General features: G+C 61.6%; 22 protein-coding genes. 11 read left to right on the forward strand and 11 right to left on the reverse strand.

The genetic code is table 11. The features are described from left to right. Positions 1-4: 4 nt before the first annotated feature. The 5 genes from QWZ03_RS01155 to QWZ03_RS01175 all read right to left on the reverse strand — a co-directional run bounded on the left by QWZ03_RS01155 (position 5) and on the right by QWZ03_RS01175 (position 6,855). Complete coding sequence (locus QWZ03_RS01155; protein WP_290331046.1) at positions 5-1,084, reverse strand: ABC transporter substrate binding protein; 1,080 nt, start codon at positions 1,082-1,084, stop codon at positions 5-7. Positions 1,085-1,282: 198 nt separating this feature from the next. After that, positions 1,283-3,382, reverse strand: coding sequence for a TonB-dependent receptor plug domain-containing protein (locus tag QWZ03_RS01160; protein ID WP_290331047.1), 2,100 nt, complete (start codon positions 3,380-3,382; stop codon positions 1,283-1,285). A gap of 73 nt (positions 3,383-3,455) precedes the next feature. Next, positions 3,456-4,259, reverse strand: a complete 804-nt coding sequence (locus tag QWZ03_RS01165) for a hypothetical protein (protein ID WP_290331048.1) — start codon at positions 4,257-4,259, stop codon at positions 3,456-3,458. Then, positions 4,256-5,059 (reverse strand): citrate synthase family protein, encoded by an 804-nt coding sequence (locus tag QWZ03_RS01170; RefSeq protein WP_290331049.1) that lies wholly within the window; start codon positions 5,057-5,059, stop codon positions 4,256-4,258. The genes QWZ03_RS01165 and QWZ03_RS01170 overlap by 4 nt, the downstream gene beginning before the upstream one ends. Continuing rightward, positions 5,056-6,855, reverse strand: a complete 1,800-nt coding sequence (locus QWZ03_RS01175; protein ID WP_290331050.1) for a thiamine pyrophosphate-binding protein — start codon at positions 6,853-6,855, stop codon at positions 5,056-5,058. Before QWZ03_RS01175 ends, QWZ03_RS01170 begins: the two co-directional genes overlap by 4 nt. 271 nt (positions 6,856-7,126) lie before the next feature. On the opposite strand from QWZ03_RS01175, the gene QWZ03_RS01180 reads away from it, so the two are divergent. From QWZ03_RS01180 to QWZ03_RS01210, 7 genes are all read left to right on the forward strand, one after another. After that, a complete protein-coding gene (locus QWZ03_RS01180; RefSeq protein ID WP_284197875.1) occupies positions 7,127-7,579 on the forward strand; it encodes a DUF4442 domain-containing protein in 453 nt (150 codons plus the stop codon). 329 nt (positions 7,580-7,908) lie between these two features. Next, entirely contained in the window at positions 7,909-8,319 is a 411-nt protein-coding gene (locus QWZ03_RS01185) for a DUF2141 domain-containing protein (protein ID WP_290331051.1), read from the forward strand. A gap of 28 nt (positions 8,320-8,347) precedes the next feature. Further along, positions 8,348-8,623: a 2TM domain-containing protein gene (locus QWZ03_RS01190; protein WP_290331052.1), complete on the forward strand. Its 276-nt coding sequence runs from the start codon at positions 8,348-8,350 to the stop codon at positions 8,621-8,623. Between the two features lies 1 nt (position 8,624). Further along, positions 8,625-10,100, forward strand: coding sequence for a carotenoid oxygenase family protein (locus QWZ03_RS01195; RefSeq protein WP_290331053.1), 1,476 nt, complete (start codon positions 8,625-8,627; stop codon positions 10,098-10,100). 2 nt (positions 10,101-10,102) lie between these two features. After that, complete coding sequence (locus QWZ03_RS01200; protein ID WP_290331054.1) at positions 10,103-10,672, forward strand: NAD(P)H-dependent oxidoreductase; 570 nt, start codon at positions 10,103-10,105, stop codon at positions 10,670-10,672. A gap of 79 nt (positions 10,673-10,751) precedes the next feature. Continuing rightward, entirely contained in the window at positions 10,752-11,945 is a 1,194-nt protein-coding gene (locus tag QWZ03_RS01205; RefSeq protein ID WP_290331055.1) for a sensor histidine kinase, read from the forward strand. A 36-nt stretch (positions 11,946-11,981) separates the two neighbouring features. Beyond that, a complete protein-coding gene (locus tag QWZ03_RS01210; RefSeq protein WP_290331056.1) occupies positions 11,982-12,767 on the forward strand; it encodes a LytR/AlgR family response regulator transcription factor in 786 nt (261 codons plus the stop codon). Positions 12,768-12,897: 130 nt separating this feature from the next. Here the strand turns inward: QWZ03_RS01210 and QWZ03_RS01215 are convergent, their stop codons facing one another. Together QWZ03_RS01215 and QWZ03_RS01220 are read right to left on the reverse strand one after the other, a co-directional pair. Then, positions 12,898-14,094 (reverse strand): lytic polysaccharide monooxygenase, encoded by a 1,197-nt coding sequence (locus QWZ03_RS01215; protein ID WP_290331057.1) that lies wholly within the window; start codon positions 14,092-14,094, stop codon positions 12,898-12,900. A gap of 81 nt (positions 14,095-14,175) precedes the next feature. Beyond that, the gene (locus QWZ03_RS01220) at positions 14,176-14,394 is read right to left on the reverse strand and encodes a hypothetical protein (RefSeq protein WP_290331058.1); all 219 of its coding nucleotides are present in this window, start codon (positions 14,392-14,394) and stop codon (positions 14,176-14,178) included. A gap of 63 nt (positions 14,395-14,457) precedes the next feature. On the opposite strand from QWZ03_RS01220, the gene QWZ03_RS01225 reads away from it, so the two are divergent. From QWZ03_RS01225 to QWZ03_RS01240, 4 genes are all read left to right on the forward strand, one after another. Beyond that, on the forward strand, positions 14,458-15,879 hold the full coding sequence (locus tag QWZ03_RS01225) for a sensor histidine kinase (RefSeq protein ID WP_290331059.1): 1,422 nt from the start codon (positions 14,458-14,460) through the stop codon (positions 15,877-15,879). After that, entirely contained in the window at positions 15,869-16,390 is a 522-nt protein-coding gene (locus tag QWZ03_RS01230) for a DUF3450 domain-containing protein (protein WP_290331060.1), read from the forward strand. The genes QWZ03_RS01225 and QWZ03_RS01230 overlap by 11 nt, the downstream gene beginning before the upstream one ends. Continuing rightward, positions 16,387-17,745: a sigma 54-interacting transcriptional regulator gene (locus tag QWZ03_RS01235; RefSeq protein ID WP_290331061.1), complete on the forward strand. Its 1,359-nt coding sequence runs from the start codon at positions 16,387-16,389 to the stop codon at positions 17,743-17,745. The genes QWZ03_RS01230 and QWZ03_RS01235 overlap by 4 nt, the downstream gene beginning before the upstream one ends. A 244-nt stretch (positions 17,746-17,989) precedes the next feature. Further along, positions 17,990-18,337 (forward strand): BON domain-containing protein, encoded by a 348-nt coding sequence (locus QWZ03_RS01240; RefSeq protein WP_290331062.1) that lies wholly within the window; start codon positions 17,990-17,992, stop codon positions 18,335-18,337. Positions 18,338-18,515: 178 nt separating this feature from the next. Here the strand turns inward: QWZ03_RS01240 and QWZ03_RS01245 are convergent, their stop codons facing one another. The 4 genes from QWZ03_RS01245 to QWZ03_RS01260 form a co-directional block, all read right to left on the reverse strand. Continuing rightward, the gene (locus tag QWZ03_RS01245; protein WP_290331063.1) at positions 18,516-20,528 is read right to left on the reverse strand and encodes a sensor histidine kinase; all 2,013 of its coding nucleotides are present in this window, start codon (positions 20,526-20,528) and stop codon (positions 18,516-18,518) included. After that, positions 20,494-21,354: a transporter substrate-binding domain-containing protein gene (locus QWZ03_RS01250; RefSeq protein ID WP_290331064.1), complete on the reverse strand. Its 861-nt coding sequence runs from the start codon at positions 21,352-21,354 to the stop codon at positions 20,494-20,496. Before QWZ03_RS01250 ends, QWZ03_RS01245 begins: the two co-directional genes overlap by 35 nt. Before the next feature lie 91 nt (positions 21,355-21,445). After that, positions 21,446-22,153 carry a class I SAM-dependent methyltransferase gene (locus QWZ03_RS01255; RefSeq protein ID WP_290331065.1) on the reverse strand — a complete coding sequence of 236 codons (708 nt, stop codon included), beginning with the start codon at positions 22,151-22,153 and terminating at the stop codon, positions 21,446-21,448. A gap of 86 nt (positions 22,154-22,239) precedes the next feature. Then, positions 22,240-22,557: an Hpt domain-containing protein gene (locus QWZ03_RS01260; RefSeq protein ID WP_290331066.1), complete on the reverse strand. Its 318-nt coding sequence runs from the start codon at positions 22,555-22,557 to the stop codon at positions 22,240-22,242.

Genomic DNA, 22,557 nt, shown 5'->3' on the forward strand with positions numbered 1-22,557 from the left:
GCAATCAAGGCTCAGGAAAAACCAGGTCGAAATTTTGCTGAGGCTTGTTGCCAAGATTCAGTCCCAGGTGGCTGGCGGTACGCAGATTGACCGCCACCAGTACGTCCTTCAGTGGTACCAAGCCGCTGGCGCCATCGGCATTGGCGAGCGCGACCTGTGCCAGGTTACGGCCCAGGCCCATATTGTCGGGGTACAAAGAGAACAGCACCCCCCGCTTGACGTGGCTCAGGCTGCTGGAGAACACCGCGATATTGCGGTTCCAGGCCTCTTGCAGCACCAGCGGCAGCACAGCCGATTCCTCGACGGTGGTGCTGTCCTGCGGTAGCCATACCGTATCGTGGCGTGCATCACTGCTGCTGAAGATACTCTGGTAGTGCTGCATGGCCGTCTTGAGGTCGGTTGCCTCGCGCACCTGCAGCTCCAAGCCCTGTGCCTTGGCCGCCGTGCGGGCCAACTGCATCAGCCAGGCGTTCTGCCTGGGGTCGCACACTACATAGATGCGCCGCGCCTGTGGCACCAGCAGCTTGAGCCGGGCAAACATCAGTTCGGGGTCGGGCGCCAGGCTATGCACGGCCACGCCACGGGCCTCGCTCTCGGGCACCGCCAGCACCCCGCCGGCGACAATGCTCAGATTGCTGCCCTCCAGGGCGTTGGCCGCCCGCAGGCCATTGCGGCCCAGGGCAATCACGGCCCGCACATTCTGGCGCTTGAGCTCGCCAGCCAGCTCCTGGGCATTCAGTTTATTGCCGACGGCATAGCTGGCTACCCGAACACGGGCCTTGTCCTCTATGCCCTCGATAATCTTGGTGAACACACTGCGATACGGTTCGCCGATATCAGGATACAGCACCGCAATCTGGCTGCCGCTCAGCGCAGCCAGCCGCATCAGGCTGCTTTGCTGCGGCCCGGCAGCCATGGCGACCAGCTCGGCTTTCTGGCCGTTGAAGGCGACGCGGAAGAGGGCGACGTCGGTGGGGACAGCCACCCCGTATGCCAGGAGCGCAGCATCGGGACGGTAAGTGAACAAGCCAGCAATATCCACCACCTGTGCAGCGAAAACAGGGGGGCTGAAGATCAACAGCACGCAAGCAACCAAGCCACGGCACGCTTGCGCGAAACCGCTGACAAGTAAGGACTGATTGCCTGTAAGGCTGCTCCTGAAAGCCGCTGCTATGATCATGGCCTGGGTTACGCCGCTACATTTGCGGCTTGTTGGTCTTGTTCTCAAGCAGACTATATGTCGAGTTGCCAGCAAACGAAACAGGCGTTTGCCCAGGCATCCTCACATGCGGTAGCTGGCTTGCAACATCCAGTTCCGCCCAGGTTGCGGTAAATCCTTGGCTATCAAGCCCGGCGAGACACTGGGCTCACGTATATCGGCATCAAACAAGTTGCCGATAGCTAGCGTCAGATCCCACTTTCCCTTGCCTTGCTTGCTGGTAATTGCAACATCTACATTGGTGTAGTCTGCCACCGGTGTACGGGTATCACCTGCAACCCGCTTGCGTCCTGCAACACGGCTGATCTGGCTGCTCAGCAACCAACCATCATCAATACGCCACTCTGCGCTGCCATAGGCGAGGTGATGGGGAGCGTTGCCTGCGTCCTTGTTGGTCAATTTATCGATAGTGCGCTGACGTGCATAGTTAAACGCCAGTTTTAGATCACGCGCCACATCCCATGCCGCCTCAAGCTCAAGGCCACGACCAGTCTGCTGACCGATGTTGTTGTAGGTAAGGCCAGTCCCTGCTACCGCATTGGGCGATGTCCTGATCAGGTCACGGGCATCATAGCGATAGGCGCTCAGGTTCAGATGGACATCCCGTCGTGGCTGCCAGGCCACGGCAGCCTCAGTTGTCCGCACCGTCTCAGGCTTTAGGTTGATATTGCCGCGTATGGTTGGATTGTTGGCACTGTAAAACTCTCCAAACGACGGCGCCCGGAAAGCCCGGCCATAGAGCAGCTTCGCAGTCAGGTTATATCGTGCGTCCCACACCAGTGCCAGACGCGGGTTGGTGGTTGAACCAAAATCGTTGTAGCGATCATGCCTAACCCCAGCCGTCAGTGCCCAATCCTTTGCCAGCGTCCATTCATCCTGTACGTACGCATAGTTCACGGTACGCTTTTGCGGCAGCAAATAAGGCGCGATATTGGTGTAGTCCTTCACAGGCCCTGCTGGAACCGGCAGGCCGCTGGCCGTAAACGTAAAGTTCTTCAACTCCCTTATACGGTAGAGATCGACACTGTCGTGGCCCATCCCAAACCGTAAAGCATGGCCCACCCAGCCGTTATAAGTAAGAAAGCCAGAAAAACGGATTTGCCGCTCCCAGAACTCCGGCGACCCGATCATCCCATCCGGAAACAGCCCCGATGGAAAACGCATACCTGCCGGATAGAGTATCAATGGCGATGGTATGGTCTGGCGATAGTAAAGGTAGCTGGCACTGAAACCCGCACCGGTATTGGGTAGCACCTGCGCATCCAGCCAGGATAAATCGGAATTCATGCGGCGGCTCTGCGTCTTGCCTGTGGGGTCCAATGCCGAGGTAATCCCGGCACCGGTCCCCACATCGTCACGTAGCTTGTAGCCGCTACGCCAGCGCCATTTGCCGTAAGACAAATCAAGACTGGCATCCACTGCCTTGTAGTCCACATTGATCGTGCCTGGTGCCCGCGAAACCTTGGTGCCAAATGCCGCATCATTGCGCGTCTGTGCGTCGGAATCGATGACCTCCTTGCTGCCGTCGGTCTTGCCCGCATGCAGATAGGCGGCTACCGATATAGGCCCGACCTGGCCGCCGTGAAGTACCCAGGCGTCCTGGCTGGAAAACGACCCGAGGCGCACGCCAACCTGGGTACCTTCGCTTTCTGCCGCTGTCTTGGTCACGATATTGATTACGCCGGAATAGGCATCAGCACCATAGAGTGCCGACCCCGGGCCACGTATGACCTCGATCCGCGCAATGTTCTCTATTGGCAACTTGCCCCAGATATTGCCCCGATTGCCGGTAAATAGAATGGTCATCGGTATCCCATTCTGCAGCATCAGTGTCTGTGGATTGAGCAGGCTGTTCACCCCTCTGATCACGTAAAGAGGGCTATAGCTGTTGGCCGAGCGCGAAACGTGCAGGCCAGGTACTGCCTTGAGCACCGTGTCCAGATCGGTTGCACCCATCGCCTCGATGTCGGCGGCAGTAATGACCGACGCCACCGACGGTGCGCGACGCAAGCTCTGCTGGCTACCCGTGGCAATCGTGATCGTCGTCTGATCGCCATATGCCTGTGCCAGGTCCTCTTCAAGCACTGGTTCATCGGCTTGCGCCCATGTTGCCAGGCCAGCGAATAGCAAAGAGGTCACCAGGGTGGTGTGCTTGATATGCATCGTATCGCTCCATCAGGGCCGCTGCGGTAGGGAGTCAACTGCGCTCTCCCTTTGAATATATATTGCTGGTTCGCTATTCAGCCACCCAGGTGCGCTTTTCGCGTCCTTCGTAGCAAATATCGTCACATTTGAGCGGCAGCAGTGTTCCTTCCACGGCTTCAGACGCCTCCACGTAGCATGGCACGATGCCAGCCATAAAGACGGGCATACGCAGTACATGGTACTCAGGAACCGACAAACCCATATCCGCAGCAAAAGCAGCATGCAGGGCGGCGTAGTTCATCTTCAGCTGGGGCCGATAGGTCAACAATATGCGCTCTATCTCAAATGCGATCAGGATATGCCTGCCCTGATCCAGACCCAATTGCCTAGCCTTGGCCATCACCCAGGGAATGCGTTCATCAGTTGAGTTGATAGGCCGCCCATAGCCATAGACCGTATGGTCACGTGCCTCGGCAAGCACACAGTCAGCCAAGGATGCACCAGCATCCACAGCCGCCAACATACGTTTGAAGAAAGCCATGGCCCATAAGCCCGGTTGTCCGCCATAAACCATGGCATCGGATACCGCCATGGCGGCCGTCATACCCAGCGAAACCGGGCTGCGTGCCGAAGCGGCCAGTGCCGCAACCCGGTTGTTCCAAAGCCGGGCATCCGGATAGCTGGTATTGACCCAGATCGCATGCAGCAAGCGTAGCTGTGCTGCACTCAGGCGCCTGCCTGTAATACCGTAGTGGTACAGGTCGAGGTAATCCAGATCGCCCAGCTCCGCATGCAGATCCTGCCCGCGGAATACAGCCCTCGTGCCGGGAAAGGCCGCACCCACGCGCGTACGCAACCGGCCATGCGCCTCTGCTAGCAAGCGGTATCCACTCATGCGCTCACCTTGCCAGCAGGATCATCGGTCAGCTCAACCGGAAAGAAAGGAAAGCGCTTGAAGCCATAGCGCCACTGCTCCAATGCATGCACGGCAGCACCGGGTAGCCTGAGCAGCAGCACCAGCATTTCTCCCTGCTCTGCGGTAAAGCCCAAAACATGCAAAGTTGCTGCCACCGGCAACAACATACCCATAGGCAAGCCGGCATCGGCTTCCAGCGCTATCCGCTGCTGCTGCAGCCAGGCAAGCTCAGGGGCGTGGCGGGCAAGATGCGCCAATAGCTGTCGTACGGGCAAAGTTGCTTGCACCCCATGCGGCGCAAAGCCTGCCGGATGCGCCATCTCAGGCCAGATGTCCACACCCGGCTGTGGCGGCCTGGATAAATACCCGTGCCACAATGCCAGGTCGGTTCCACATGACTCCCACGCCTGCATGGCGAGCCACACCTCTCTGGCACCGCCATTCTGGCCTGCTCCCACGGCCAAGGCCGCCATCAGGCTGGCCGCGGCTGTAGAACCCGCCACGCCACCACACATGGCTGCATGCACCATGGGGTCACGCGGGCCGGGATTGGCCAGGGCCACTGCCAATGCCTCCAGCAACGCCGCCTGCTGCGCCGAGGGGCGCTCGCCGCGAAACAGCAGGTAGAGCATCTCTATCCAGCCCGCCTTGCCCAGCATATCGCCATAGACATCGTAGCCATGGCAGCGGGCCACCCGCGTGGCAAAGGGGTTGTCGGGCTCGGCTTCTTCCTGCCAGATACGGGTATGCACTACCTCCTTGCGTGGGGCTGCGCTCATCGCTCGCTCCCCAAGGTCTTCATGCGCAGGCTCATGGGCGGCACCTCCTCGCCGTCTATGCGCACATCCAGCAGCGTGGGGCCTTTACGGCGCAATATGGCCTCGATATCGATCTGCTCGAAGTCCTCGGGCGAACGGATCACGAATCCCGGCACCCCCAGCGATTCGGCCAGCAGCCGATAATCCACGGTCGGCAACTCGAAAGCTGTGCGCTCGGCACCTGCCAGGCGCTGGCCATGCTTGACCATGCCCAACGCACCATCGTTGAGTATCACGAACAGCACCGAGAGCTTCTCTGCCGCCGCCACAGTGATTTCCTGTCCATTCATCAGGTAGCTGCCATCGCCGGTAATGCAGACACAAGGGCAGTCGGGGTTGCCGCGTGCACCGCCCACAGCCGCCCCTATGGCCCAGCCCATGGGGGCAAAATCCATGATGACCCGGAGCCAGCCCGCATGATCCTGCCTGCGCTCACCCACATCGGCGTGGGTGCGGCCAAAATCGTGCTGGTGCCCAATGCGGCGATCTCGCGGTTGCAGGTAATGGATGGCCCAGGCCGTACTATTGCCGGCATCGGCATAGAAGCGGGTGGTGGGCGGGCAGCGGCGCGACAGCTCCCGCATCAATCGCTGCGGCTTGATGGGCACGGCCGGAGATTCGTACTTTTCCGGCTCGCGCAGCATGCCCTCCACACTGCGCAGGCTGATCTTGCCTGCGCGCTCCTGCGCCCTTTGCTCGTCGCCTCGCAGCGATTCCACCAGCAGCTCGCAGACGGCGCTGATACGACCTCGCACATGCAGCCGTGCCATGGGCGAGCGCATCAGATGCTCGTCATCCACATCGATATGTACCAGCCGGTTGTTCAGCACGGTCTCGCACCAGGCCGCGCTGGTCCATTCGCCCAGGCTGACGCCGAATGCCAGCACCAGATCCGGGTCGTCCAGCAGCACGGCATTGGCGGTGTAGTGGCCGGCAAAGCCAAACACGCCTCGGTAGAGCTGGTGGCGTGGGTTAACCAGCCCCTTGCCATCGGGCGTGGTCACAAACAGGGCATGGGTGCGCTCAGCCAGTTCCAGGATAGCTTCGATGGCTTCGCCACAAGTGCTGCCTATGATGATGGCAATCTTGTCGGCCTTGTGGATATCGGCTGCCAACTGGCGCACGACGGCAATATCCACCAATGAAGGCTTCTCAATCAGGTTGCGTAAATCGTAGTTAAGCCAGGAACCCGGTGCAGGCGCCCGCAGGATATCGACCGGAAACGACAGGTGTGCCGGCCCATAGGGTGCCCGGTGGGTGCGCATGATGGCACTGACCAGCTTGCTTTCCACCTGCTCTGGGTGGGAAACCAGCGAGTTGTAGCGGGTGCAGTGACGAAACATGCCCAGGGTATTCACGCCAGTACAGGCGGACTCCTGCAGCGCGCCACGGCCAAACGAGGGCAGCGATGGCTGGCCGGTAATGGCCAGCATGGGGATGCTGTTATCGTAGGCATTCGCCACCCCCGTCAGCAGGTTGGTGGCGCCAGGGCCCGATGTGGCTATGCAGACCCCCACCTTGCCGGTCTCACGGGTATAGCCCTCTGCCATAAAGGCGGCACCGGCCTCGTGTCTGGCCACCACGGCCCGTGGGCCACCAAGGCGAGCACTGCGGGCCAGCGCGTTGTAGATAGGCTCTACCGCACCACCCGGTACACCAAACACATATTCCACCCCAATGGCTTCCAGGTAGCGCACCACTACCTCTGCTACATCGGTCGGTTCTGGTAAGCCCGCTGTCGCCATCTGTTCCGCCATCACACCCATCCTTGTCTGTGATCCAGGCCGGGCTGCCCCGGCCATCGCCATGCCACACTGATCAGCTTGCCCTGGCCACCCACGGCAGGCCGCCAGCTCTATCAGCCAACAATGATTGTTATAGGCGGCAGGAGGCCAAGAAACCATGCCAGCTTGCCTGGGCGGTGCCTCATCCCGGCCTGATCGCCAGGCCTTCATGGTCACATGGATATTTGACAAGCAAGCGCTTGACAGGCAATCTTTCGGTCAATCCCACAAGGAGTAAAATCGCTTGAAAGCCAATACCTTGCGGCGTCTGATCAACCTGTGGCCGCCCTTTCTGTTTACCGGCATCCATGCCACACGGATATCGCCGGACTACCGCGAAGTCGATTGCCAGCTCAGCTTGCGCTGGTACAACCGCAACTATGTCGGCACCCACTTCGGTGGCAGCCTGTTTGCCATGACCGACCCCTGGTACATGCTCATGCTCATGCCCTTGCTGGGGCGCGACTATTTTGTCTGGGATCAGCAGGCCGGTATCGAATTCATTGCTCCCGGCCGTGGCAAGGTCACCGCCCGCTTCCGTATCGATGACGCCACGCTGGCAGACATCCGCGAGCGGACAGCCAGCGGCGAGAAATACCTGCCCCAGTTCGTCATTGATATCGTGGACGAGCAGAACGAGCTGATCGCCCGCGTCACCAAAACACTGTACGTGCGCAAGAAGCCGACCAAGCGCTGATGCAAGGGCACGTCGCCCCGTCGCTGCAAGCGTACGGGGTAGACGCGTGCCAGAAGTCCACACGCAGTCGCAGGGGCCGCTTTGGCGCACCCCGCACCACCAGACCAGCCCGGCACAGCCGGGCTGTTTGCTGTCCGGCTTACCGAGTGTGGGCCTAGCCAGACCACGCGCCACCCCAGGCTCATCTCGCGCCCACGCCAGGTGATTCGCGCCGGATGAATGCAACTGGCGACCAGTCCCCGTCGATTCATCGCAAGCGCCAGCGGCTCGACACAGGCTCCGCCAGGATGCAACCCATCGCACTACCGCGAGCCACGAGGAGCCACAACATGCACATCCGCCACATCCTGCCGCTGATCTTGCTGACTGCCGGTGCCGCTCAGGCAGCCGACCTGACCATCACCGTCAACGGTCTGGCCAGCGCCGAGGGCAAGGTCCTGCTTGCCGCCTACGACAGTGCCGACACCTTCCTCAAGCGCCCTGTCGGCATCAGCATGGCCGATGCCCAGGCTGGCAGCGTCAAGGCTGTGATCAGCAACCTGAAGGCTGGCGACTACGCGATTTCGCTGTACCAGGACAAGAACGCCAACAAGAAGCTCGATAGCAACCTAGTAGGCATGCCTACCGAACCCTATGGTTTCTCCCGCGATGCCGCAGGCAGCTTTGGCCCGCCCAGCTTCGAGCAAGCCCGCATCAGCGTGCCGGACAGCGGCGCCGAAATTACCGTCACCCTACGTTAACCACGCCCGCGTTATTCAGGAGACCACCATGCCAGCACACGACGCCCTGCTCGCCCGCGCAAAACGCCGCGCCCGGCAGAAAACCGGCTTCTACAGCCATGCCATCATTTATCTGCTGGTCATCGGCGGTCTGCTGCTGATAGACCTGCTGCAAGGCGGGGGCATCAATTGGGCCTATTGGTCGGCCATGGGCTGGGGCTTGGGCCTGCTGTCACACGGCGCCGTCACTTTCTTCAATGGGGCCGGCCTGTACGAGAGGGTACTGGCGCACGAGTTGAAGAAACTGCAAGAGCAGGAGCGCTGAGATGCAACGCCGCGACTTTCTCCTCAAGAGCCTGGCCGGTGGCCTGGCAGCATGCCTGCCGGCGAGCGCCTTGGCCGGTGCCGATACCTACCAGGCTTACCGTGCCGGTTTGGCCCGCCATCCACGGCTGGCCATGCTGGCTGGCACCCAAAACGAGATGCTGGCTGGCGAAGCCAGCATCAGCGGAAGCTGGCCGCAGGCCCTGGCGGGGGTGTTTTACCGCAATGGCCCAGCCAGGCTGGAGCGTGGCGGCGAGCGTTACGAGCACTGGTTCGATGGCGACGGCATGGTGCATGCCTGGCGCATGGCCCATGGCCGCGTCAGTCATCTGGCCCGCATGGTGCGCACCCACAAATACCGCGAAGAAGCTGCTGCCGACCAGCTGCTCTATCCTGGTTTCGGCACCGCCATTGCCCGCCGGCCGGTAGGCAACAACGACAGCGTCAATGCAGCCAATACCAGCGCGCTCCCGCATGCCGGCAAGCTGTACGCCATGTGGGAGGGCGGCTCGGCCACCGAGCTGGACCCGCAAACGTTGGCCACCCGTGGCCTCAAGACCTGGCGCGACGATCTGACCGCCCTGCCCTTCTCGGCGCACCCCAAGGTGGAGCCGGATGGCACTCTGTGGAATATCGGCGCCGTGCCTGGCGTCAACAAGCTGGTGCTTTGGCATATCCGCCCCGATGGCAACCTGGCACGGGTGCAGTTGCTGAACGTGGCCGATATTGCCCTGGTGCATGATTTTGTCGTGACCGAGCGGCATATCGTCTTGCTGCTGCCCCCCTTCAGCCTCAACCGCGCCCCTGGTATCAGCTACCTGGCCATGCACCAATGGCAAGGGCAGCGTGCCATGCGGGTGCTGGTCATAGACAAGGCCGACCTGACACTGAAACACACGCTGGAAATGCCGGCACGCATGGTATTTCACTTTGGTAACGCGTTTGACGATGGCGACAGCATCCGGCTGGATGCCACCCTCTATCAGGACGACCAGGTGCTGCAGGAGATGGCCGCCGCCATGCGCGGGGTGGTGTGGGACAAGGGCGTCCCTTCGGTCACCAGCCAGCTGACGCTGGATCTGCGCCGAGGCCAGGTACGGGAGGAGCGCCTGCTAGATGCGAGTGAGTTCCCCCGCGTTGCCGATGCGCTCGTGGGGCGCCGCCATGGTGCGCTCTTTACCCTGATTGAGGACAAGCAACACGGTATGGGCATGGGGGGCGTGGCACGCATCGACCTGGATGGCGGCAAGATCGATCGCTTTGCCTTTGGTCCGGACTGGGTCGTAGAGGAACACGTCCCGATCGCCCGGCCCGATGGTCGCGGACTCTGGCTGGTCGGCCCAGCACTGGATCTACGCCGCAGGCAGACCGTGCTGAATGTGTTCGATGCCGCCAATCTGGCACAGGGCCCGCTGGCCCAGGCCAGGCTGCCCTATGCCGCCCCGCTGTGTTTTCACGGCAACTTCCAGAGTACCTGACCATGCGCATACTGATTATTGTTGGCCACCCCGATGAAGATAGCTTCTGCGCCGCCCTGGCCGACCGCTACCAGCAAACCGCCAGCCAGGCCGGCCACGAGGTGGCCCGGCTCAATCTCGGCGAACTGGCCTTCGACCCGATACTGCGCAAGGGTTACAAAGGCAGGCAGACGCTGGAGCCTGATTTGCAAGCCGCCCAGCAGGCCATCCAGCACGCGGAGCGCCTGGTTTTCGTTTACCCCTATTGGTGGGCCAGCATGCCCGCCCTGCTGAAAGGCTTTATCGACCGGGTGTTTCTGCCTGGCTTTGCTTTTAAATACCTGGCCAACAAGGCCATGCCCAGCAAGCTGCTGCAGGGGCGGGAGGCCCAGATACTGGTGACCAGCGATACTCCACCATGGTACAACCGGCTGGTCTACCGGCGTGCCGGGCTCAGGGCGCTGCGCGTGAATGTGCTGGAGTTTTGCGGCATACGGGTAAGGGATGAACTTGAAATCGGGCCGATACGTGGCAGTGCCGAACAGCACCGGGTGCGGTGGCTGGACAAGGCTGCGCAACTTGCCATGCGCTAAGCGCCGCCAAGAATTGGGTATGACAGTCCGTCACCACCCAGCCGTAAACTGAGCACATAGCAGGCTCCCAGGAATCGCCATGAGCAGCAAGACTCACACCACAGCAAGCAGTTGCAACAGCCTGGAGACCGGCATCAACTGGCATCCGCTGGAGCTGATCCCCTACTTCAAGCGCTGGCCGCATGGCACAGCCCGGGATCTGCTCTACACCTTTATCTGGAACAGCCTGATCGGCTGCACCTTGATGAGCGTGGGGCTGATGTTCTCCATGCCCAGCAATCCGTGGCGCTATTTTTACGTCAATTTTGTGCTGACCCAGACCATAGGCTTCACCATCCATGGTCTGTTCGATCTGTCTGGCATGCTGCTGGGCAGCATGCTGAACAAGCTACCCACCTGGCTGCGCTACCTCTACTTCATGCTGATCCCGGTACTGGGCGTATTCCTGGGCTATGCCATCGGCCTGGCCGTGCTCGATATGGATGCGGCCCGCCGCTATATCTTCAGCGCTCAGGGTGTCAGGACCATACTGGTTTTCTCGCTAGGCATGTCAGCCATCCTGTGCGCCTTGTTCGTGGCACGTGACCGGCAGGTAAAGGCCGAAATGGCACTTGCCGAACAGACACAGAAAGCCCTGGACGCAGAACGCAGGGCACTGGAAGCGCAACTGCGCATGTTGCAGGCCCAGATCGAGCCGCATTTCCTCTATAACACCCTCGCCAATGCAGTCGGCTTGATTGCACCCGCGCCTGACAAAGCCCGCCTGCTGCTGGAACGCCTGATCGATTACCTGCGGACCAGCCTATCGGCCAGCCGCGAAGCCGAGACCCGGCTCGATCATGAGCTGGAGACGGTGCGCGCCTACCTGGATTTGATGCAGGTACGCATGGGCCAGCGTCTGAGCTACCAAGTACAGTGCCCACCCGAGCTAGGCGCCATCGCCATCCCGCCCATGTTGCTGCAGCCCCTGGTGGAGAACGCCATACAGCACGGCCTGGAGCCGCGCATCGCGGGTGGCAGCATCACGCTCACCGTCACGCAGGAAGACGACACCCTGCTGATCGAGGTTGCCGATGATGGCGAGGGCTTCAACCCCGCTGCCAAGCCACGTATTGGCGGCGGTGTAGGCCTGGCCAATCTGCGCGAGCGGCTGGCGACGCTGTATGGCACGGCAGGCGGTATTACCCTGGCCGACCAGCAACCCAGCGGGGTTCGCGCCACACTGCGCCTGCCATTGGACGGCAGTAAGGGCAAGAGCGGGCCGCAGCCATAGTAAGATTGAAAAACAGACCACGCCACGCACCCTGCCATGCCCACCGCCCTGATCGCCGACGACGAAATTGCCCTGGCCGAATTCCTCAAGACCGAGCTGGCCGAGCTGTGGCCCGAGCTCAAGATCGTGGCCTTGGCGTACAACGGTGTGGATGCGCTGAGGCTGATAGACGATATCGCGCCCGATATTGCTTTCCTGGATATCCGCATGCCCGGCCTGAGCGGCCTGGAGGTAGCGAGCCGGCTGGTGGATGCCGACGCGGCCCCGCATATGGTGTTTGTCACGGCCTACGACCAGTACGCCGTTGACGCATTCGAGCGAGAGGCAGTGGACTACCTGCTCAAGCCTCCCAGCCGTGAGCGCCTGGGCAAAACGCTGGACAAACTCAAACGCCAGTTGGGCGACGAAAGACATACCGGCAGCCCCATGGCCGGCCCCGATCCCGAGCTGCTGGCCAAGTTGGCAGCCCTGCTGGGCCAGCCCACCCCCAGCAGCCCGCGGCTGGAATGGATACGGGCGGCCCACGGCAACGAGACACGCCTGATCGCGGTGGATGAGGTGGTGTATTTCGAAGCGCGCGACAAATACGTCAGCGTCTTTACCGCCGACGGGGAGTCATTGATACGCACCCCGCTGCGTGAACTGCTGGATGGACTGGACCCCGCCCGTTTCTGGCAGGTACACCGTGGCACCATTGTCGCAGTCAGGCATATTGCGGGGACTGTGCGTGATTTTCGCGGCCGTACCCTGGTCAAGCTCAAGACCCGCGCCGACCAACTGGTGGTCAGCCGCGCCTACCTGCATCTGTTCAAGCAGATGTAAGCGCCTGTTCAAGATCTTTTCGCCACTATGCAAGCAGAGCGGCCTGTTCACTTCCGTGATCAGGCCGCTCTGTTGATGACTGGAGGCCAAGCACACAGTCGCCACGGCAGCTGCGGTTACCTCATCATGCTTACTTCATCAAGGTCCAGGCATCCTGCCAATGCGACCCTGCAGGCGGGCCGTAATGTGGCGGCGACTGGGTGCACCAGCCCGAATAGGGGAAAGGCTTGCACTGGTAGCGCTTGCCGTCACTGCCTTGCACCACGGTGCCGGCCTTGTAGTTGGCGATACCGGCCGGATAGACGTAATCCACCGGTCCGGTGCCGCCACCATCGCCACCGGTACTGATGTCGATCTCGAAGCTATAGTCCTGGGTAACGGTGCTGCGCTCGTAGACACGGTTTTCCATGCTGCTTTGCACCGGCGCGATATTGCCGCCGTTACCCAGCACGCCCACCTTCACATACTGCGATGCAGCGTTGACCTTCTGGGCCAGATGATAGGGCCACTGGCTGGCTCCCGTCATGCCACTGGCCAGGGTGATGCTGTGGCTTTCCAGATCTTTGAACGCCGGATCGAACAGGCGGAAGGTGACCTTGGTGTTCACTGCCAGATCCTGCTGTGCCCTTACCTGGCCGATTTCCTTCCAGGTGGATGGCGTGGTGGCGCCACCGAAGTTCACGTCCATGCAGGAGTAGAAAGCCTCGGTGCTGTCGGCACGTTGCCAAATGCTGTAGATCACATGGCGGCCCGACTTGCCCTGGGGCAGGGTACAGCTCATCTTGTAATGACCATTTACCAGGGTGGTATTGGTAATGTTACAAAATGGCTGGCTCTCCAGATCAGACCACTTCAGCGCCATGCCGGGGTTGTAGCCCGATTTAGTGACAAAGAACTTGAACGACTTGGTGGCGTGCGGCGCGGTGGCCTTGTAGAGGAAATCGAACTGACCGTTGGCATTGGGGGCGATATTGGTGGCGGGCCAGTCATCACGCGCCAGATTGAAGCCCTTGTAGACATCCTTGCCTGCACCGCACAGCTTGCCATCAGGGATCAGGGCCTGGTGCTGATCGTTGGCATTGGCCTGGTTCACACCGTTCCAGTCATAGAAGGCCTGGGTGCCGCCGACTGACTTGGCGGCTTTGCAGGCTGCCGACCTTGGGCTTTCCGGCCCTTCCTGGAAACAGTTGTAGACCCGGTCCACCGGCACCGCCATGGCGCCGTGTGCCAGGGCCGCCTGGCTGACCAAGCTGGCGCAGAATGGTGCGGCCATTGCCGCCAGGGCGGAGCCCAGCCCGGCACGGCTGAGTAGGGGAGTTGCCTGCATGATGCCTCCTGATTGGTTTTTCATTGGTATCTCAAATTGACAGAAAAATGCGGCAAATAAATCACCAACACCCAACTGGTGTTATTTGCCAATACCACAATAGAACCAGATAATGGGCGCATTCAAAGCCTGCCGATAACCGGCAGCAGCCCCAAGCGCATTCTGCTTACCCAAGTACCTGGTCAAAGTGGTCTCGCTGACCGCAATATGACATAAGCATAAAAACTGTTCAAGCATAGCGCACAAAGCGCACGCCGCATCGCCGCTCTCCATGGGCAGTTGCAGGGCTAGAGCAGACATGGCATTTCCCCTCCCGCGCCGAAGCAGGCATCATCCTGCTGGCCATGCCATCTACATAAACTCATGCTTGCTCGCCTACGCCCCTCTTTTCGCCAACTGCTACTGCTGGCCTTCCTGCTCTTGGCCGGCTTGCTGGGCGCCGCCTCCCTGAGCGCGCTGCTCACACTGGAATCTCTGGTCAAGCAAAGCCGGGGGGGTGCTGCGCACGCCGTGCAACTGAGTGCCGACGCGCAGCTGCTGGCAGAACGCAGCGTCACCATGGAACGGGCAGCACGGCAATTCCTGGTGCTGGACGACCCCAATATCCGCCTGCGCTATGACGAAGCGCTGCGCGACAGCCTGGCTGCGCTACAACGGCTGGAAGCCGGGCTGGCAGACCAGGAGGTAGCAAACCGCTGGCGCCAGCAGCAAGCGCGCATTGCCGACTATCTGGCCAAGCCGACCAAGCCTACCCGCCGGCATGAGGCCTTGCTATCCACCGAATTCAAGGCACTGGCCCAACTCAACAGCCAACTGGCAAGCGCTGTGCGTAATGACCTCGAACACCGCAATGCCGACCTGCTCAGCGGCCTCGAGGAGGGCAGGCTACAGCTCAGCGGGCAATTGCTGGCCGCCCTGCTGCTGGCCATCCTGCTGGCCCTGATATTCGGCCTATGGCTGGCGCGGCCCTTGCGCCAACTGGAAGGCGCCATACTGAGCCTGGGTGAAAACCAACTGGACCGCGCCATCGATATCCGTGGCCCCGCCGACCTGCGCCGGCTGGGACAAAGACTGGACTGGCTGCGCTTGCGGCTAGCAGAGCTGGACGCTGACAAAACACGCTTCCTGCGCCATATCTCGCACGAACTGAAGACCCCTTTGGCGGCCCTGCGTGAGGGCGTGGCGCTGCTAGAGGACGAAATCGCCGGGCCCTTGACCGAGCAACAGCGCGAGGTATCCGGCATCCTGGCGCAGAATGTGGTGGCCCTGCAGCAACAGATAGAAGACCTGCTGCGTTTTCATGCCGCCGCGTTCGAGGCCCGCCAGCTCAACCTGGCGCCTTGCGATTTGCGGGCCTTGCTGGAGAAGGTGGTAGATACCCAGCGCCTGCAATGGCAGGCCCGCCAGCTCAAACCCGAGATAGACGGCCCCACGCTGAGCGCACGGATAGACGCCGACAAGCTGGCCATCGCCCTCGGCAACCTGCTCTCCAACGCCATACGCTTCAGCCCCCAGGGCGGCAGTATCGGGCTCTCGCTCCGGCGCAGCGGCAAGCACATACAGATCGATATCAGCGACCAAGGCCCCGGCATTGCCGAGCAGGATCGCCCCCGCATCTTTGAGCCCTTCTACCAGGGCCAGCACCAGCCGCCGGCTGCACGTCACGGCAGCGGCATAGGCCTTTCCATCGTCCAGGAATACCTGCAGGCCCACGGCGGTCAGGTATTCCTGCTGCCGCATGAACCCGGCACCTGTTTCAGAATCGAACTACCCGATGAAAACTAAACATGTTTGCTCAATCCTGAGCTGCCTTGCCCTGGCGGCCTGTGCCCTGCCGGTCAAGGAAGTACGCATACCCGTGCGCGAACTCGACCCCGCCAGCCAGGCCGTACGCCTGGCAGTGGGTTATCACGACAACCTGCGGCAGTACAACGCCGCTGAACTGGCCAAGGAAGCAGCGCGCCTGGGCGTGGCGCCCGCCAGCCCGGCCACCAGCATGGAGCTGGCACTGCTGCTGCTGCACAACCGCAACGGCAACGATGCCGCCCGCGCCACCACGCTGTTGGAGGCACTGCTTCGCGACAGCCGTGCCGAGGCGCAGGCACTGCAGCCCCTGGCCAGATTGTTGCTAAGCCAGTTGAGCGAACAGCGCAAGCAGGAGGAACAATTGGACAAGCAACTGCAATTGCAGCGCGAGCAACAGAAGAAACTCGATCAATTGAACGAGAAACTGGAAGCCCTCAAGGCCATCGAGCGCAGCCTGACGCCAGCGCCACGCCAAGGAGCCCGGCCATGAACGCCCATATCCTGCTGGTGGATGACGATACCGACCTGCTCAAGCTGCTATCGATGCGCCTGACTGCCGCGGGCTACCGGGTGACCACCGCGACCACCGCCGAAGGCGCACTGACCCGCCTGGCAGTGGAACTGCCACAGCTGGTGCTGAGCGACGTACGCCTGCCTGACCGGGACGGCTTGAGCCTGTTTGGCGATATCCATGCCCGCCACCCTACCCTGCCGGTCATCCTGTTGACCGCCCACGGAACCATCCCGGATGCGGTGGCCGCCACCGAGCGTGGCGTATTCGGCTATCTGACCAAGCCGTTTGACGGCAAGCTCTTGCTGGCCAAGATCGCCCAGGCACTGAGCATCGCCACGCCAGGCGGCCAGGCTGGCCAGAACGACGACGAGTGGCGCGCCCCCATTGTCAGCCGCTCCAGCCTGATGGCCGAGTTGCTGGCCGAAGCCAGGCTGGTGGCCGGCACCGATGCCAGCGTATTGATACGGGGTGACAGCGGTAGCGGCAAGGAGCTGCTGGCCCAGGCCATACACCGCGCCAGCCCCCGCGCCCAAAAACCCTTTGTGGCGGTGAATTGTGGCGCCATACCCGAGCAACTGCTGGAGTCCGAATTGTTCGGCCACATCAAGGGGGCCTTTACCGGGGCGGTGAGCAACCATCGCGGCCTGTTCCAGGCGGCCGACGGTGGCACTTTGTTCCTGGACGAAATCGGCGACATGCCGCTGCCCCTGCAGGTCAAGCTGCTGCGGGTGCTGCAGGAGCGCTCGGTGCGGCCTGTCGGCGCCAGCCAGCCGGTGCCCATAGACGTGCGCGTATTGTCTGCCACCCACCGCGATCTGGAAGCCGCCATGGCGGCCGGACAGTTCCGCGAGGACCTCTACTACCGGCTCAACGTCGTCAGCCTGCAGCTACCCAATCTGGCCGAGCGGCGCGAGGACATACCGCTACTGGCCAACTACTTCCTGACCCGGCTGGCCGACAAGTACCAGAAGCAGCTCAACAGCTTCGCCCCAGAAGCCTTGGAAGCCCTGGCTACCGCCCCCTGGCCAGGCAATGTGCGACAACTCTATAACGTGGTGGAACAGGTCTGCGCCCTGGCCACCGCCCCACTGATACCCCTCTCGCTGGTACAGCGTGCCTTGCGCGCAGCAGCGGTGGAAGTCCTGAGCTACGCCGAGGCCCGCCAGCGATTCGAGCTGGATTACCTGGTCAAGCTGCTCAAGCTCACCGACGGCAACGTGGCCGATGCGGCGCGCCTGGCCGATCGCAACCGTACGGAGTTCTATCGCCTGCTGCAAAAGCATGATCTGAGCCCCGGTATGTTCCGCAGCACACCCGGCGTCGCCGATTAGCGACAGGCCAGGCACCCGTGTTTTCAGGCATTTGGATTATCGCCGCCAGGAAGCGTCGCCTATCAGCGACAAAAAAGGTTAGCCAGGCCGGCCAGATTACCCACAGATCGGCCAGCCATACCAAAACACAAGCGCAAGCAATTGAAATGTAAGAAAAAATAAAACCTGGCACGGCCATTGCAATAGTGGACTACGTAACGCCAAGTCAGCGTTGCCTTTCCCAACACCTCGAAAGGATTCCACCATGCAAAACCGTCATCTGCTGCCAGGCCTGCTTGCCGCCATGCTGATCGCTGGCCCCGCTATCGCTGCCGATGTAGCTGCAGCACCAGCCCCCCAAGGTGGCCCCGCCGCTGAAGCCGGTCAGTACGTGGACGATGCCACCATCACCACCAAGGTGAAGGCCGCCATCATGGGCGAAAAGAGCCTGTCGGCCCTGGACGTCAAGGTCACCACCGTACAGGGCGTAGTCACCCTGACCGGCACCGTCGACAAGGTTGAAGCCGCCGACAAGGCCATGCAGGTTGCCTCGGCCATCGCCGGTGTGAAGCGCGTCGACAGCAAGCTGCAACTGAAGTCGGCCACCAACTGATTGATGTAGTACATGGCGCAAGCCATGGGTAGTAACGAGTTCAACTGAACTCCTTTGCGCGCAGTACGCCGGGTCTGGGGCGACCCAGCCCGGCACCTCTCCCTGGAGATCGTGAGCGCCCGTCTCTCGGTCTGCATTCCGGGCCGGCCTGACCGCCGGCCCATTTTTTTGCCCAGACCTAACCCACGCCCTGTTTCGGCAGCCGCAGCGTAAACACGGTGCCGATCACCGTATCGCTGGTGCAGGTAATCTCTCCTTGCATCGCATGCGCCATCGCCTGGCTGATGGACAGACCCAGGCCCGTACCATAATGCTGGCGGCCATCGCGGCGATCACCTTGGCTAAAGGGTTGGAACAGGCGCTGCTGCATCTCCACCGAGATAGGCTCGCCGCCATTGCCTACCCGCCAGTACACATCACTCGCGTCTTCATACAGCGCAACGCTAACCACCCCGTGCTGCAGCGAGAACTTGGCTGCGTTGGAGAGCAGATTGGTCATGATCTGCATCACGCGACCGGCATCCGCCAGCGCCAACAGGGGGGCCCTGCCACTGTCCACCTCGAAACGGACTTCGAACCCGGCGGCATAGGGCTGCAACTCGCGTACCACCGCCAATGTCAGCGCCCGCATATCCACACTGGTCAGTTGCACCTCCAGCTTGCCCAGCCTGATCTTCTCGAAATCCAATATGGTCTGAATCAGCTGCGTCAATCGCCTGCTGTTGAGGCGGGCAATTTCCAGCAGGTCTGCCGCTTGCGCCGGCAATGCCTCTGCCTGGGTGTAGGCCAGCATCTCGAGCGCACCATGCAAGGCAGTCAGCGGCGTACGCAACTCATGGCTGGTGGCAGAAACAAAGTGGCTCTTGAGCTCATCCAGCTCTCGCTGCGCTGTAATATCCTGCACCACGCCCCACAAGCGATAGACGCCATCCGCGCTCCAACGCCCCTGGCCTATATGCCGCAGCTGCACCCTGCGCCCCCCCTGCCCCAGATAGGTCAGTTCGATATCCCACGGCCGCTGCTGGGTACGTGCCTCCAGCAGCGCCTGCTGTAATAGCGTGGCACTCTCGGGCTCGAACCGTGGCAGCAACTGTTCCCAGCCTGGTGGGGCTTTATCCGACTGATCAAGCAAGCTAAACAGTGCCCTGGACCAGTGGTACTGTCCATCGCCGCTCTCCTCCCAAGCACCCAGCAATGCCAGCCGGCTTGCTTCGTCGAGCAGTTGCTGGTGCTGTTCAAGCCGCAAGTTCGACGCGTGTGCCGCCGACTCGGCCCTGACCAGCGCCATTTGCCGAAGGCTGTTCTGGCGAGTTGCGGATGCCAGTATCAGGGGCACAATAAAGGTGAGTGCCAAGGTGGCGTACACCAGCAGCAGCTGCCATTCTGCAGTGAGCGGTGGCAAGGGCATCACGCCTAGCCCCATCAATAGCGACTGGGTGATCGCGCAGACTGCCACCACAAACGCCATGCTGCCGAATGGCAGATAGACCGCAGCAATGACCAGGGGCGCCAGCAATGCCACCAAGGGGTAAGGCATCTTGAGCTGCACCAGCACCTGAAAACTCAGGCAGGCAAACAGCCAGGCCAGTGTCGGCCTGGATACCACCTCCGCCCGCAAGAAAGGCAGCCCGGTAAAACGCAGTTGCAGGCAAAAGGGCAGCACGGTCATCGCCCCCACCAGCGAGCTTACGTACCAGGTCGACCACACTTTCGCCAGCGGCCCGATATCATTGGCCAGCAGCACCAGTGCCCCCGCGCTGGCGCCGAACAGGCCTGGTATGACGCCGCATGCCAGAAAGCAACGTAGCAGGCTGGTAGGGTTATCAGACCACCCCCCGGACTGCACATGACGCTGAAACAGGTAGACCGCCACGCCGATTTCCAGCAGGTTGGCAGGCGCAAAACAGAGCGCCTGCAACCAGCTGCTGCCCATCAGTAAATTGGCCAGGGCGATGACCAGGCCAAGCGCCAGCAGACGCACTGGCCACTCGGCCAAAGGCCGCTGCAACAGGCTGGCAATGGCAACGGCGTTGGCAAACCACAAGCTAGCCACCCCACCACCATGCCTCGATAGATAGAGAGACAGCCAGGCCAGCACCCCACACGCCAGACTCCATAGCAGGATGCTGCAAGCCAGGCGCGAGCCGTGCGTCAAGCTAGCCACCGGATGGCTTTCGCACTGCAATGGCATGCCATCCGCCCAAGATCACCGCCAGCAGAAAGAACACCCCGCCAGCGTAGTAGAGCATCGGGTTCAGATCGACCTGGTCTGGCGTCGGCGCTTCGCCTATCCAGCGCCGGTATATCTGCTCGCGCTCGCTGGGCGTAATCTGCCCCAGGCCGCGCTCCAATAGCCTGCCCAGTTCCGGCATATCCTTGCGATAAGCCATGCTCAAGGGGTAATCGAACCCCACTGATGGCCCCACCACCAGCTCAGCGAAACCGTGCTGCGCCTGCAGGTGCCGGATACTGGCAATGTCCGCCACCACGCCACTCACCTCGCCTCGCTGCATGGCCCGCAGTGCTTGGTGATCGTCCGGCATCCCCAACCACTGCACGGCAGGAAACTGCCGCCGAACATAGGCTTCCACGGCATAGCCCGTACCCACCGCCACCTTTTGTCCCGCCATCTGCGCAAGGCCATCGGGCAGGCTGCGGTTTCCTGGCACCACCAATACGGCAGGCACCGACACATAGGATGGTGTAAACAGCAGGAATTCGCCCCGTTCAGGGGTGGGCCTCAAGGAGGTGAGAATATCCGCCTGACCTTGCCTGGCCAGTGCCAGGTTGGCACTCAGCGATGCGGCAGGCAGGGTTTCGATACGCAGGCCGCCGCGTTCGGCGATCAGGTTCAGGTAATCGACCGACAAGCCCTTGACGACGCCGTCCCTATCCTGGAACACAAAGGGGCCATAGTCTGACTCCGGCGCAAACCGATAGGTGCTGGCTGCAGTGGCATCAGCCAGACCTGGCAGTGCCAGCCCCAACAGACAGACAAACAGGATATGTCGCAACATGCCACCCACTCCGTTCTTGATAGCCGCTATAAAACCTGCTGGTGTGGTGCAGGTGCCAAGCGCGCTACGCCACCTTATGGCGCGGCGCTGATCACGCCCGCTTGTACGCGACGATGGCCGACAAACCCAAGGCCTGCCAGTAGCAAGCGCCCGCTGTCAGCCCAGCTTGCGCCAGCAGCGTCGCGCGACGCTGGGCCGATACTGGGTAGACATGCTGGTCCAGGTGCGAGAAATCCAGCGCCACCTGATCTGGCCGGTCGCGCGTTGCGTCTTGCTGCCTGCGCCACACCCTGAACATCGCCTCGCATTCGGCCTCGCCGCGCTGCCCTACCCAATCCGCCAACAACAGCACACCGCCTGGCCGCAAGGCCATGGCCAGCGCGTGCAGATAGCGATCCTTGCTGCCATCGTCGGGCAGGAAGTGCATCACCAGCAAAGACGTGACCGCATCGTAGCCCTCAGCCAAGGCCATACTATCGGGGCGCCCCTGCAGCAGCTTGATGCGCTGCGCTATGCCTGCGTCGCGGCATTTGGTCAGCGCCACGGCATGCATCTCTTCGCTCGGGTCCAGCCCATCGATCAGCCAATCCGCCCTCATCTGGGCGTAACGCAGTATTTCCTCACCACTGCCGCTACCTGAAACCAGAATATGCGCCTGCGCAGGCAGTTGCTCGGCCAACACATGGGCCGACAGCATATGCAAGGCTTCGTAGCCAGGGATCAACTGCCGTATCTTGCGGTCGTAGGCGGCAGCATGGCGTGCGTCGTAACGCACGCCTTGTTCACTCGGGGTATTCATACAATACAGCTCATCAAGGCCAGGATGCCCACAGTGTGCCAGATAGACCGAGCGCTGCATCACTCCGCCAAGCAATGCTCGCATGGCTATTCAGTCGCCATCTGGCCCAGTTTCAACAGGGCCAGCCTAGCCGCCGGCAATTGCAGCTGCCAATCATCGGGCAGCTTGCACAAGAGTTGCTCCAGCGCCCTTGCCGCCACCGTCACATCGTGCCGGCCAAACAAGCTACCCGAGCCCGCCAGGCCGTGGGCCAATGCTATCGCTGCGCCCAGCGCCGCTTCATCGCCGGCCTGCCAACGCAGCAGTTGGGCATCCACCTTGGCCACCTCGGCGGCCAGGTTCTGCACAAACTGCAGACGCAGGGTGTGCAGTGCCGATTCCAGCTTCTGCCTTTCAGGTGTCAT

Origin of the sequence: Chitinimonas viridis, from assembly GCF_030409555.1 — a bacterium.
In the GTDB taxonomy this organism is placed as follows: Bacteria; Pseudomonadota; Gammaproteobacteria; order Burkholderiales; family Chitinimonadaceae; genus Chitinimonas; species Chitinimonas viridis.